We start from the raw sequence: 12,873 nt of genomic DNA, 5'->3' as shown, positions 1-12,873 counted from the left end.
GTGAGTGTATTTATTAACAAAGATACAAAAGTTATAGTGCAAGGAATTACAGGTTCTACAGCACTATTCCATACAAAACAAATGTTAGAATACGGTACTAAAATTGTCGGAGGAACATCACCTGGTAAAGGCGGATCTGAAGTAGAAGGCGTGCCAGTTTTTAATACAGTTCAAGAAGCTGTTAAAGCTACTGGTGCAACGGCTTCAGTTATTTATGTTCCTGCTCCATTTGCTGCAGATGCAATTCTAGAAGCTGTTGACGCTGAGCTTGACCTTGCTATTTGTATAACAGAGCATATTCCTGTACTTGATATGGTAAAGGTAAAACGCTATATGGAAGGCAAGAAAACCCGTCTAGTTGGTCCTAACTGTCCTGGAGTTATTACAGCTGACGAGTGCAAGATTGGAATTATGCCAGGCTATATCCATACAAAAGGCCATGTAGGCGTTGTTTCACGTTCAGGAACATTAACATATGAAGCAGTACATCAGTTAACTCAAGCAGGTATTGGTCAAACAACTGCGGTTGGGATTGGCGGAGACCCTGTTAATGGAACAAACTTCATCGATGTTCTGAAAGCTTTTAACGAAGATCCAGAAACGTATGCAGTAATCATGATCGGTGAAATCGGCGGAACAGCTGAAGAGGAAGCTGCAGAGTGGGTTAAAGCGAATATGACGAAACCTGTTGTCGGCTTTATCGGCGGACGTACGGCACCTCCAGGGAAGCGTATGGGACATGCCGGCGCTATCATTTCTGGCGGAAAAGGAACAGCTGATGAAAAGATCCGCGTCATGAATGAATGTGGAATTGAAGTTGCTGAGACTCCATCTGTAATGGGTGAAACATTAATTAAAGTTCTTAAAGAAAAAGGGCTTTATGAGAAGTGTAAAACACATTAATTCGCTGGTGAAAATAAGCTAGAAATTCTTGCAGACCCCCCTTTTATAGGGGGGCTATTCTGCATGAGCAAGTAATGATTAGGAGGCTTCCAATGGACGATTTTAAATTAAGATTAATTCATTTACACCATTGCAGGGGGATAGGCTGGAAAACAATATTAAATATATTAAAAGCTGATCCAGAGCTTAAACGGCTTTACAATCTTTCTCCTCATGATCTTTTTCTCCAGAACACCACCGCTGCTTCTGCCATCCTTCAAGATCTTCATTCCGATTTTATCCCTCAACAAATTAGCCAGTACAGGTTAAATGGCATTCGCATGATTACAATTTTTGATGATGAATACCCGGAATTATTAAAGGAAATTTATCAGCCTCCATGGGTCCTCTATGGGAAAGGTGATCTATCATTTCTTAAAAACCATATGCATTTAGCCGTTGTTGGCTCAAGGCAGTATAATGACTATGGGAAAGATGCTATTCACAATTTCTTTCCTAAATTAATAGAAAAAGAAATTGTGATTGTAAGTGGATTGGCAGCGGGAATTGATAAAATAGCCCACGAAACCGCCATTCATTTAAAGGGAAAAACAATCGGTGTCATAGCGGGGGGATTGTACAACATTTATCCGCAGGAGAATAGGGACCTTTCTATTAAAATGATGAAAAACCATTTAATCCTTTCAGAGTATCCGCCAATTACAAAACCGATGAAATGGCATTTTCCTATGAGGAATAGAATCATTAGCGGAATTTGCAAAGGGACATTTGTTGTACAAGCAAAGAGTAAGAGCGGCTCATTAATTACGGCTAACTATGCTGTTCAAGAGGGAAGGGAGGTCTTTGCCCTTCCAGGAAATATCTTTAGTCCATATTCAGCTGGCACGAACGAGCTGATTCAGCAAGGGGCAAAGCTTGTCAAATCTTCAGAAGATATAATAGAAGAATTGGTTTATTAAACAATTATGTATTTTTTGTTTGAAATTGTTGTATAATTCTAAAAAAAGAATATTAACGTTTATTAGAATAGAATTATTGAATCATTTTTCCTGATTTTATTCAAAAAGGCTTGAAATAACTTCGGAACTGTTATACATTGTGCAACAGACGTTCGAAATTTAGAATGAAAAATTCCATAATAAATTTTTAATAAAATTATGAAACCGTTTTAAATTTGACAATAATGTTTGACAAAGATGAAACAGTTGTACAATAATAGTTGATATTTCTTTTAAAATCCCCTCTTAAGGAGGACTATTGATGTCTGAGTTTTTAGTAATCGTTGAATCGCCGGCAAAGGCGAAAACGATTGAGCGTTATCTTGGAAAAAAATATAAAGTAAAAGCATCCATGGGACATGTTAGAGATCTTCCGAAAAGTCAGATGGGTGTTGACATAGAAAATCAGTACGAGCCAAAATATATTACAATCCGCGGAAAAGGCCCTGTATTGAAGGAATTAAAGACAGCTGCAAAAAAGGCAAAGAAAATTTATCTCGCAGCTGACCCCGACCGTGAGGGTGAGGCTATTGCCTGGCACTTGGCACATAGCCTTAATATGGATATTTCCTCTGATTGCCGAGTTGTCTTTAATGAAATAACGAAGGATGCGATCAAAGAATCGTTTAAACATCCTAGACCTATTAATATGGATCTCGTTGATTCCCAGCAAGCGCGGCGGCTGCTTGATAGACTCGTCGGATATAATATTAGCCCTTTATTATGGAAAAAAGTAAAAAAGGGCTTAAGTGCCGGAAGAGTTCAATCTGTAGCAGTTCGTTTAATTATTGACAGGGAAAAAGAAATTAAAGCTTTTGAACCTGAGGAGTATTGGTCCATTGAAGGTGATTTCCTAAAAGGCAAAGACAGCTTTGAAGCATCTTTCTATGGAATAGGGACCAAGAGGCTTGAACTAAAATCAAAAGAAGATGTTGAACTTGTATTAAGCAAGATGAAAGGGAATAAATTTAAAGTAACATCAGTTACAAAAAAAGAACGTAAAAGGAATCCTGCTGCTCCATTTACTACTTCGTCACTTCAGCAGGAAGCAGCTAGGAAATTAAATTTCCGGGCGAAAAAAACAATGATGATAGCCCAGCAGCTTTATGAAGGAATCGACCTTGGCAAAGAGGGAACAGTCGGTTTAATTACGTATATGAGAACGGATTCTACTCGAATTTCAGAAGTGGCTCAAGGGGAAGCTTCCCAATTTATCGAAGAGGCTTATGGCAAGAATTTTTTGCAGGTTGATAAAAAGAAAGATAAAAAGAAATCGAATACTCAAGACGCCCATGAGGCAATCAGACCGACAAGTGTAGCGAAAGAGCCAGCTAGTTTAAAAGAGTTTCTCTCAAGAGATCAGCTGCGATTGTATAGGTTGATTTGGGAACGATTTGTAGCAAGTCAAATGGCCCCAGCCGTTATGGATACGATGAGTGTAGACTTAATGAATGGCGATGTTATTTTTAGGGCAACGGGATCTAAGGTGAAATTCCCTGGATTTATGAAAGTGTATGTTGAAGGTACTGATGATCAGGCTGAAGAAAAAGATAAAATGCTTCCAGACCTAAATGAGGGTGATGAGGTCAATAAAAAGGATATTGACCCTAAACAGCATTTCACGCAGCCTCCTCCAAGATATACCGAAGCCCGATTAGTGAAAACTCTTGAAGAGCTAGGGATTGGACGCCCTTCCACATTTGCGCCGACTCTCGATACTATTCAAAAGCGTGGATATGTTGCTTTAGATAATAAGCGATTCATCCCAACTGAGCTGGGGGAAATTGTTCATGAGTTAATTTATGAATTTTTCCCGGATATTCTAGATGTTGAATTTACCGCCAAGATGGAAAAAGATTTGGATTATGTTGAAGAAGGTAAAGTAAATTGGATAGAAATTATCAATAATTTTTACGTTGATTTTGAAAAACATCTAGAAATAGCAGAAAAAGAAATGCAAGAGATTGAAATTAAAGATGAGCCTGCAGGAGAAGACTGTGAACAATGTGGGAACCCAATGGTCTTTAAAATGGGTCGATATGGTAAATTTATGGCTTGCAGCAATTTCCCTGATTGCAGAAATACAAAACCAATTGTTAAAGAGATTGGTGTTACATGTCCGAAGTGTAAAGAGGGAAATATTATAGAAAGAAAAAGCAAAAAACGGCGAATTTTTTATGGCTGTGACCGTTTCCCTGAATGTGACTTTATTTCTTGGGATAAGCCTTTACCACGAAGCTGTCCAAAATGCGAGAATCTGCTAATTGAGAAGAAGCTGAAAAAGGGTGTTCAAGTTCAATGCATTGAATGTGATTACAAGGAAGAGAAGCAAGGTTAAGGGTGGGCTATTGGCTCACTCTTTTCTTATGGAAACTGAAATCTTCCTCATTTTAGGATATTAAGGGAATGATAATAGAAAAAATCATAAATCCTCGTATTGTTTAATTGCAAAATGATATTGATTAGGTGTAAAGTAAGATAGCTATGTTTTTGAAACGTGGAGGTTAGAAAATGAAGGAAAAAACAGTAAATGTAATAGGTGCTGGGTTAGCTGGAAGTGAAGCAGCATGGCAGCTTGCTAATAGAGGGATTCAAGTAAGGCTTTATGAGATGAGACCTGTGAGGCAAACACCTGCTCATCACACAGATAAATTCGCGGAACTTGTTTGCAGCAATTCGCTGCGCGCAAATACGCTGACGAATGCGGTAGGAGTTCTCAAAGAAGAGATGAGAAAGTTAAATTCAATTATTATTGAATCAGCTGATGCAAGTGCTGTACCCGCTGGAGGGGCCTTAGCTGTTGATCGCCATGAATTTGCAGCCCGAGTAACAGATAAAGTGAAGAATCATCCAAATGTGACAGTCATTCAAGAAGAAGTTACTGATATTCCTGAAGGTACTACGATCATCTCGACAGGACCATTAACAAGCGAAGCATTATCTTTGAAGCTTAAGGAGTTGTCAGGTGAGGAATACTTATATTTCTATGATGCGGCAGCACCAATTATTGAAAAAGAATCGATTAATATGGATAAGGTTTACCTTAAATCACGCTATGATAAAGGAGAAGCCGCCTATTTAAACTGCCCGATGACAGAAGAGGAATTTAATACATTTTATGAAGCCTTAATAAGCGCTGAAACCGTTCCATTAAAAGAATTCGAAAAGGAAATCTTTTTTGAAGGCTGTATGCCAGTTGAGGTTATGGCTAACAGAGGGAAGAAAACAATGCTTTTTGGCCCGATGAAGCCTGTTGGTTTAGAGGATCCAAAAACGGGGAAAAGACCATATGCAGTCGTTCAGCTTCGTCAGGATGATGCAGCAGGAACATTATATAATATTGTCGGATTTCAAACACACTTAAAATGGGGTCCGCAAAAAGAGGTTATTCAATTAATTCCGGGATTAGAAAACGCCGAAATTGTCCGCTATGGAGTTATGCATCGTAATACGTTTATCAATTCCCCAAAAGTATTGAAGCCTACGTATCAATTTATTAACAGGGAAGATTTATTTTTTGCAGGGCAAATGACGGGTGTGGAAGGCTATGTTGAATCTGCAGCGAGCGGATTGGCAGCAGGGATAAACGCAGCGAGATTATTGGATGGTGAAGATCTTGTAGAATTTCCACATGAAACCGTCATCGGAAGTATGGCAAGATATATCACATCCGCTAATGAGAAAAGCTTTCAGCCAATGAATGCCAACTTTGGGCTGCTGCCTGAACTTCCTGTCAAAATTAGAGGAAAAAAAGAACGTAATGAGCAGCATGCAAACCGTGCGTTGGAAACAATTCAGAACTTTGTGAAAAGTAAGGGAATTTAATTGCAAGGGCTTCTAAAATATGATACTATTTAGAAGCCCTTGTGAGGTGAAAATGAATGGACCAAAATGTGAACAATTCGTTAAAGATGTTTATTGAATATTTACAAATTGAAAAAAACTATTCACAATATACTATTGAGTATTATCAACAGGATATTAACGAATTTTTTTTGTTCATCAATGAACAAGCAATAGACAATTTGCAGGATGTAGAGTATTCTGATGTCCGTATTTATCTTACAAAGCTTTATGAAAGAAGATTTGCAAGAAAAACGGTAGCTAGAAAAATTTCTTGTTTGCGAAGTTTTTTTAAATTCCTTGTCAGAGAGAAAATAGTCACTGAAAACCCTTTTGCACTAGCTTCCATTCCAAGGCTTGAAAAAAAGCTTCCGGAATTTTTTTATGAGGAAGAATTGAATGAGTTATTTAATGCATGTGAAACGGAAACGATATTAGGGCAAAGAAATAAAGCTTTATTAGAGCTTCTATACGCTACAGGTATGCGCGTAGGCGAATGCAGCAATATTCAATTAAATGATATTGATATGTACTTATCAACTGTTCTAGTTCATGGAAAGGGCAATAAGCAAAGGTATATCCCTTTTGGAAGCTTTGCACAGGATGCCTTAGAATATTACATAAATAACGGTCGCAGAAGCTTGCTGACAAAGGAAGCCCCGAATGATTATGTATTTCTGAATAGCAGAGGAAGACCATTAACACCTCGAGGGATCAGGCATATTCTCAGTAAATTAATTGAACGATCGTCTTTAAATGGCAAAATTCATCCGCATATGCTTCGACATTCATTTGCCACACATTTATTAGCTAATGGAGCCGATATGAGAACCGTCCAAGAATTGTTAGGCCATGCCTTTCTATCATCGACACAAGTATATACGCATGTTACTTCGGAATATTTAAGAAATTCTTATTTAGCACATCATCCAAGAGCATAATTTACAGATTTACGAAAACTTGAATTTGTAAAAAGTAGTTTACGTATAAACGGCAAAGGAGGATATAAGAATGTCTCAATTTCATGCAACAACTATTTTCGCTGTGCACCACAAGGGGAATTGCGCAATGGCTGGAGACGGTCAAGTGACCTTCGGAAATGCGGTAGTCATGAAACATACAGCACGCAAGGTTCGGAAGCTATTTAACGGAAAGGTAATTGCCGGTTTTGCAGGTTCTGTTGCAGATGCCTTCACACTATTTGAAATGTTTGAAAGCAAGCTGGAAGAATACAATGGAAATTTGCAGCGTGCCGCTGTGGAGCTAGCGAAACAATGGAGAAGCGATAAGATCATGCATAAGCTTGAAGCAATGCTTATTGTTATGAATGCGGAAAGCCTCCTGCTAATTTCTGGCACCGGGGAGGTTATAGAACCTGATGATGGAATATTAGCGATTGGCTCCGGCGGGCATTATGCATTAGCAGCAGGAAGGTCATTAAAACGCTACGCTGGGGATCATTTAACTGCAAAAGAAATTGCGAAAGCCTCTCTTGAAATGGCAGCTGAAATATGTGTTTACACGAATCACAATATTATAGTGGAAGAACTTTAAGGGAAGGTGAGCTGACTGATGGTTAAAGGTACGGATTTAACACCCCGCCAAATTGTTGAAAAACTTGATCAATTTATTATTGGCCAAAAGGATGCAAAAAAGGCAGTAGCTGTAGCATTAAGAAACAGATATCGCCGCGGATTGCTAGATGATAAGCTGCGTGATGAAATTAGTCCTAAAAACATATTAATGATCGGGCCCACAGGTGTTGGTAAAACAGAAATTGCCCGCAGAATGGCAAAATTAGTAGGTGCTCCTTTTATTAAAGTTGAAGCAACGAAATTTACAGAAGTCGGGTATGTTGGAAGAGATGTTGAATCAATGGTCAGAGACCTTGTAGAAACATCTGTAAGGCTCGTGAAAGAAGAAAAGATGAATAGCGTGAAGGAACGTGCAGAAGAAAGTGCCAATCGAATCATCGTCGAAATGTTAGTTCCTTCTAATAAAAAGACTGTCAATTATAAGAATCCACTGGAAATGCTTTTTGGTGGAGGCAATGATCAGTCAGATCAAGATTCACAAGCTTCAGATGATATGAATATTCAAGCAAAACGTAAGGTTGTGAAAGAAAAACTCGCCTTAGGTGAACTTGAAAATGAGTATATTACAGTAGAGTTAGAGGAACAGCCTCCATCCATGTTTGATATGCTCCAAGGTTCTGGAATGGAACAAATGGGCATGAATATGCAGGATGCGTTAAGCGGGTTAATGCCTAAACGCCGGAAGAAAAGAAAACTGACTGTAAGTGAAGCAAGAAAGGTGCTAACAAACGAGGAAGCACAAAAATTAATAGATATGGATGAAGTAACCCAAGAAGCTGTTTTCCGAGCAGAGCAGTCGGGGATCATATTTATTGACGAAATAGATAAAATTGCAAGCCGGGGTAACGGCGGTTCGTCTGCTGACGTATCACGTGAAGGTGTCCAAAGAGATATTCTGCCAGTCGTAGAAGGGTCTACAGTCGTAACGAAATATGGCACAGTAAAAACCGATCACGTGCTGTTTATGGCCGCTGGAGCATTTCATATGGCAAAGCCTTCAGATTTAATTCCCGAGCTGCAAGGACGTTTTCCGATCCGTGTAGAATTAACGAAGCTGACCGTTGAGGATTTCTTTAACATTTTAGTTGAGCCAGATAATGCTCTTATTAAACAATATCAAGCATTATTGGAAACTGAAGGTATACAAATTGAATTTTCTGACGATGCTATTCGTAGGATTGCTGAATTTGCCTTTGAAGTGAATCAAAATACCGACAATATTGGAGCACGACGTCTTCATACGATCATGGAAAAGCTGCTTGAAGATTTATCTTTTGAAGCGCCAGATGTAACAATGGAAAAGATTACGATTACTCCTCAATATGTTGAAGAGAAATTAGGTGCAATTTCCCGTAACAAAGATTTAAGTCAATTCATATTGTAAATTTTTTGTTAAGTTATATGTGAATAGATAGACAAATAATTTTTATTATTTCAAGATAAAATAGAATAAGGCTTTTTTGTTAAGCAAATGGAGGAAAAACTAATGGATTTATTATCAAGAACAAGAAAAATTAATGCAATGCTGCAAAGAGCAGCAGGAAAACCTGTTAACTTTAAAGAAATGGCTGAGACATTAAGTGATGTTATTACTGCCAATATTTTCGTTGTAAGCAGACGAGGAAAATTACTTGGTTTTGCAGTTAACCAGCAAATTGAAAATGACCGTATGAAGCAAATGCTTGCTGATCGCCAATTCCCTGAAGAATATACGAATAATCTTTTTAATCTACAGGAGACTTCGCCAAACCTTGATGTTGAAAGTGAATATTCAGCTTTCCCTGTTGAAAATAAAGATCTTTTCAGAACAGGGCTAACTACTATCGTTCCAATTATTGGCGGTGGAGAGCGTTTAGGAACACTGATCCTTGCAAGATTGAATGATCAATTCCAAGACGATGATTTAATTCTTGCTGAATATGGTGCAACAGTAGTTGGCATGGAAATATTACGTGAAAAAGCTGAGGAAATTGAAGAAGAAGCGCGCAGTAAAGCGGTTGTTCAAATGGCCATTAGCTCATTATCTTACAGTGAATTAGAAGCAATTGAGCATATTTTTGAAGAACTAAATGGCAGTGAAGGTTTGCTCGTAGCTTCAAAAATTGCCGACCGTGTTGGGATTACAAGGTCAGTAATCGTGAATGCTTTACGTAAATTAGAAAGCGCAGGAGTGATTGAATCTAGATCACTTGGAATGAAAGGAACCTATATTAAGGTCCTAAATGATAAGTTTTTATTTGAACTTGAGAAATTAAAATCTCATTAATTTTTTAACCAAACCCCTTTCGACAAGAAAGGGGTTTTTATTACGAATTTTTTACAAAATGTAAATCAAATGAAAAATTTCTTTATTTTTATTACAATTTATAATTTAATAAATCTTAGGACTTTTTTACCTGAAAAATAATAATAGAGAAAAGGTTTTTGTTCGTTAAATTGTAATTTATTACAGTGATTTGCTGTTTCACTAAGCAGTTTCTTTTTTTATAATGAAAAATGGGAAGAAGGTCATGTTAAAAGTATCCCAAGTATGATAGACATATTATTTCATTTTCATTACAATAAAAGGTAAGCGACATATAATGTTCTTTTTCTTCAAAATTCTACATAATTTAATGAAAAATGGTATATCGTTGGAAATAGCAATAATGAGGTGCATTTATGAAGTTGTTTTCTAATTCAATTACGACACTTGAAAATGGTCTAAATTATTCTTCTCTCAAACAAAAAGTTATATCACAAAATATAGCAAATGAAGCAACGCCTGGATATAAAGCAAAAGACGTAAGCTTTAAGCAATCATTGGAAACAGCAATTAACCGATCATTAGAAGCTAATCGAACTGATCAAAGACATTTTACCTTTAAAAGCAGCCCGCTTTCTAATATCGGAATCATTAATCGGAAGAACGTGTCTTATAATCATAACGGAAATAGCGTGGATATTGATAATGAAATGACAGACTTAGCCGGAAACCAAATTTATTACAATGCGCTTATTGACCGGATAAGCGGTAAGTTTTCAAGCTTGCAGACTGTTATTAGGGGAGGTAAGTAAACATGTCCATTTTTCATAGCATGAATAATTCTGCTTCTGCTTTAACAGCTCAAAGATTAAGAATGGATGTCATCTCATCGAATATGGCTAATGCGGAATCAACGAGGGGAACGCTAGTTAATGGAGAATGGCAGCCTTATCGCCGTAAATCGGTCGTACTTGAACCGAAAGAAGGACAGTTCGGAAGCTTTCTAAATAAGGCAATGAATCGTTCTAGTGCCGGTAATGGAGTGAAGGCAACAAGAATTATTGAGGACGAAACACCGTTTAAGCTCGTATACAATCCAGAGCATCCAGATGCAAATGATGAAGGATATGTAGCGCTGCCGAATGTGGACCCTTTGCGGGAAATGGTAGATCTAATTAGTGCTACACGATCATATGAAGCGAATGTGACCGTCCTTAATGCATCCAAAAGCATGTTGATGAAAGCATTAGAAATTGGGAAATAGAGGAGCAGTATAAATGAATAATGTCGGATTCCCTTCTGTTAGCAATATATTAAGACCTCAGGAAACTAAACAGATTCATACATATACACCATACGAAGCTCACAAGAGTTTTGCGTCCGTACTTAAAAATTCAATTCAAGAATTAAATAAGCTCCAAAATGAATCAGATAAAATGACTGAGAAGCTCGTTAAAGGCGAAAATGTTGATTTGCATCAAGTCATGATTGCCTCTCAAAAAGCTAGCGTTACATTGCAGGCCACACTCGAAATCCGCAATAAAGTAATTGAGGCTTATCAAGAGACAATGAGAATGCAAGTATAGCAGAATCAATATTTTTAATTTAATTTAGATTATTTAAGGCTAAAAACTTCTGTTTGCGGTTATTAGCTGCCATAGAGTGAGACAGAATAACCGGGGGATTGAAATGAAAGAATCGTTTCGGAAATATAAAGAAAAAGTCCAAGAATTTTGGCAAAGTCGAACCAAAAAGCAGAAGGCTTTGCTTTTTGGTTCCGTCCTTTTATTTATCATCATTGTTGCTGGTGCTTCGTTTTTAGCGACTAGGACTACACTAGTTCCGCTTTATAGCAATCTTACCCCCTCTGAAACAGGGACGATTAAAGAGAGCTTAGACGGAAGAGGCATCAAATCAGAAATAGCTGACGGTGGAACTACGATTAAAGTGCCCGAGGAAGTAGTAGATACACTTAAAGTTGAACTAGCAGCTGAAGGGATACCGAAATCCGGTAATATCGATTATTCATTTTTTAGTCAGAACGCTGGGATAGGCACGACTGAAAATGAATTTAAAATGATTAAATTAGATACAATGCAAACAGAATTAGCCAATTTAATAAAAGGGATTGAAGGGGTTAATGATGCCAAGGTTATGATAAACCTTCCCGAAAAAGGGATATTTGTTAAAGATCCTTCTGAAGAAGCATCGGCGTCAATTGTATTAAATACAAAAGCAGGTTATCAATTTGAAGAATCCCAAATTCAAGCACTGTATCATTTAGTTTCAAAAAGTATTCCTAATCTGCCTACTGATAATATCGTCATTACTAATCAATTCTTTGAGTACTTTGATTTAAAAAATAAACAAAATTCTACACCTGGCTCAACATTTGCCGAACAACATGAAATTAAAAAGCAAATTGAACGAGATGTACAGCGCCAAGTACAAGGAATGTTAGGCACATTAATGGGACATGACAAAGTTGTTGTGTCAGTGACGGCTGACGTTGATTTTACGCAGGAGAACAGAGAAGAAAATCTTGTCACTCCGGTAGACGAAGAAAATATGGCTGGCATAGCGATTAGCGCCCAAAAAATAACGGAAACCTTTACAGGAAATGCAGATCAAGCAGGCGGTCTTGCTGCTGCTGAGGATCCTGCAGATGTTCCGGGTTCTTCTTATTTAGAAGGAAACGGGGCGAATGGCGATTATGAAAAAATCGAAGAAACCATCAATAATGAAGTTAATAAAATTCGCAAAGAAATAGTTGAGAGCCCATATAAGGTCAGAGATTTAGGCATTCAAGTCATGGTTGAACCGCCACAGCCTGAGGACCCAGCTTCTCTTCCTCAGGAAAGAATAGATGATATAACAAAAATTCTTGCCACGATTGTTCGTACGACAATTGATAAAAAAGCTGGATCTGATGAATTAACGGAAGAAGCGATTAATGAAAAGGTCGTCGTATCAGTTCAGCCGTTCAATGGAAAAGTAGAATTTCCTAACGATGTTAAGCAAGTTCTGCCGCTATGGGCTTACATTGTAGGCGGTGTGCTTCTTGCTATTATCGGTCTATTAATCTTCTTATTTATTACGGCAAGAAGAAAACAAAAAGCAGAAGAACAGGAACTAATGGAAGTGGAAGAAGCTATTCATGTTCCAGACGTGAATGAGGAGCACGAGACAGAAAGCACAATGCGCAAAAAACAGCTTGAAAAAATGGCAAAGGAAAAGCCAGAGGATTTTGCAAAGCTTCTGCGTACTTGGATTGCTGAAGATTAGGGGG

The 12,873-nt window shown here is 37.8% G+C and carries 12 protein-coding genes; all 12 read left to right on the top strand.

Annotated features, from left to right (window positions below):
- Nucleotides 1–903 (top strand): succinate--CoA ligase subunit alpha, encoded by a 903-nt coding sequence (gene sucD / locus AR328_RS02460; RefSeq protein ID WP_066289092.1) that lies wholly within the window; start codon nt 1–3, stop codon nt 901–903.
- Between the two features lie 92 nt (nt 904–995).
- On the top strand, nt 996–1,862 hold the full coding sequence (gene dprA, locus AR328_RS02455) for a DNA-processing protein DprA (protein ID WP_066289089.1): 867 nt from the start codon (nt 996–998) through the stop codon (nt 1,860–1,862).
- Nucleotides 1,863–2,163: 301 nt separating this feature from the next.
- Complete coding sequence (topA, locus tag AR328_RS02450; RefSeq protein WP_066289087.1) at nt 2,164–4,239, top strand: type I DNA topoisomerase; 2,076 nt, start codon at nt 2,164–2,166, stop codon at nt 4,237–4,239.
- A gap of 173 nt (nt 4,240–4,412) precedes the next feature.
- Entirely contained in the window at nt 4,413–5,726 is a 1,314-nt protein-coding gene (gene trmFO, locus AR328_RS02445) for an FADH(2)-oxidizing methylenetetrahydrofolate--tRNA-(uracil(54)-C(5))-methyltransferase TrmFO (RefSeq protein ID WP_066289080.1), read from the top strand.
- 56 nt (nt 5,727–5,782) lie between these two features.
- A complete protein-coding gene (gene xerC, locus AR328_RS02440; protein WP_066289076.1) occupies nt 5,783–6,685 on the top strand; it encodes a tyrosine recombinase XerC in 903 nt (300 codons plus the stop codon).
- 70 nt (nt 6,686–6,755) lie between these two features.
- A complete protein-coding gene (gene hslV, locus AR328_RS02435) occupies nt 6,756–7,298 on the top strand; it encodes an ATP-dependent protease subunit HslV (protein WP_066289075.1) in 543 nt (180 codons plus the stop codon).
- Nucleotides 7,299–7,316: 18 nt separating this feature from the next.
- Nucleotides 7,317–8,723 carry an HslU--HslV peptidase ATPase subunit gene (hslU, locus tag AR328_RS02430; RefSeq protein ID WP_066289074.1) on the top strand — a complete coding sequence of 469 codons (1,407 nt, stop codon included), beginning with the start codon at nt 7,317–7,319 and terminating at the stop codon, nt 8,721–8,723.
- A 102-nt stretch (nt 8,724–8,825) separates the two neighbouring features.
- Nucleotides 8,826–9,605, top strand: a complete 780-nt coding sequence (gene codY, locus AR328_RS02425; RefSeq protein WP_066289070.1) for a GTP-sensing pleiotropic transcriptional regulator CodY — start codon at nt 8,826–8,828, stop codon at nt 9,603–9,605.
- A 395-nt stretch (nt 9,606–10,000) separates the two neighbouring features.
- Entirely contained in the window at nt 10,001–10,396 is a 396-nt protein-coding gene (gene flgB, locus AR328_RS02420) for a flagellar basal body rod protein FlgB (protein WP_066289066.1), read from the top strand.
- Nucleotides 10,397–10,398: 2 nt separating this feature from the next.
- A complete protein-coding gene (gene flgC, locus AR328_RS02415; protein WP_066289064.1) occupies nt 10,399–10,848 on the top strand; it encodes a flagellar basal body rod protein FlgC in 450 nt (149 codons plus the stop codon).
- Between the two features lie 13 nt (nt 10,849–10,861).
- Nucleotides 10,862–11,170 (top strand): flagellar hook-basal body complex protein FliE, encoded by a 309-nt coding sequence (gene fliE / locus AR328_RS02410; RefSeq protein ID WP_066289061.1) that lies wholly within the window; start codon nt 10,862–10,864, stop codon nt 11,168–11,170.
- A gap of 103 nt (nt 11,171–11,273) precedes the next feature.
- Nucleotides 11,274–12,869 carry a flagellar basal-body MS-ring/collar protein FliF gene (fliF, locus tag AR328_RS02405; RefSeq protein WP_066289056.1) on the top strand — a complete coding sequence of 532 codons (1,596 nt, stop codon included), beginning with the start codon at nt 11,274–11,276 and terminating at the stop codon, nt 12,867–12,869.
- The last annotated feature ends 4 nt before the right edge of the window (nt 12,870–12,873 follow it).

The organism is Bacillus sp. FJAT-29937 (assembly GCF_001509555.1).
Taxonomy (GTDB): domain Bacteria; phylum Bacillota; class Bacilli; order Bacillales; family Cytobacillaceae; genus Cytobacillus.
This window is presented reverse-complemented; position numbering and strand designations above follow the sequence as displayed.

What these genes read in the sequence shown, in the direction of transcription:
- flgB (WP_066289066.1), top strand. Translation starts at nt 10,001, where the DNA reads ATGAAGTTGTTTTCTAATTCAATTACGACACTTGAAAATGGTCTAAAT.
- topA (WP_066289087.1), top strand. Translation starts at nt 2,164, where the DNA reads ATGTCTGAGTTTTTAGTAATCGTTGAATCGCCGGCAAAGGCGAAAACG.
- dprA (WP_066289089.1), top strand. Translation starts at nt 996, where the DNA reads ATGGACGATTTTAAATTAAGATTAATTCATTTACACCATTGCAGGGGG.
- fliE (WP_066289061.1), top strand. Translation starts at nt 10,862, where the DNA reads ATGAATAATGTCGGATTCCCTTCTGTTAGCAATATATTAAGACCTCAG.
- codY (WP_066289070.1), top strand. Translation starts at nt 8,826, where the DNA reads ATGGATTTATTATCAAGAACAAGAAAAATTAATGCAATGCTGCAAAGA.
- trmFO (WP_066289080.1), top strand. Translation starts at nt 4,413, where the DNA reads ATGAAGGAAAAAACAGTAAATGTAATAGGTGCTGGGTTAGCTGGAAGT.
- flgC (WP_066289064.1), top strand. Translation starts at nt 10,399, where the DNA reads ATGTCCATTTTTCATAGCATGAATAATTCTGCTTCTGCTTTAACAGCT.
- hslV (WP_066289075.1), top strand. Translation starts at nt 6,756, where the DNA reads ATGTCTCAATTTCATGCAACAACTATTTTCGCTGTGCACCACAAGGGG.
- xerC (WP_066289076.1), top strand. Translation starts at nt 5,783, where the DNA reads ATGGACCAAAATGTGAACAATTCGTTAAAGATGTTTATTGAATATTTA.
- fliF (WP_066289056.1), top strand. Translation starts at nt 11,274, where the DNA reads ATGAAAGAATCGTTTCGGAAATATAAAGAAAAAGTCCAAGAATTTTGG.
- hslU (WP_066289074.1), top strand. Translation starts at nt 7,317, where the DNA reads ATGGTTAAAGGTACGGATTTAACACCCCGCCAAATTGTTGAAAAACTT.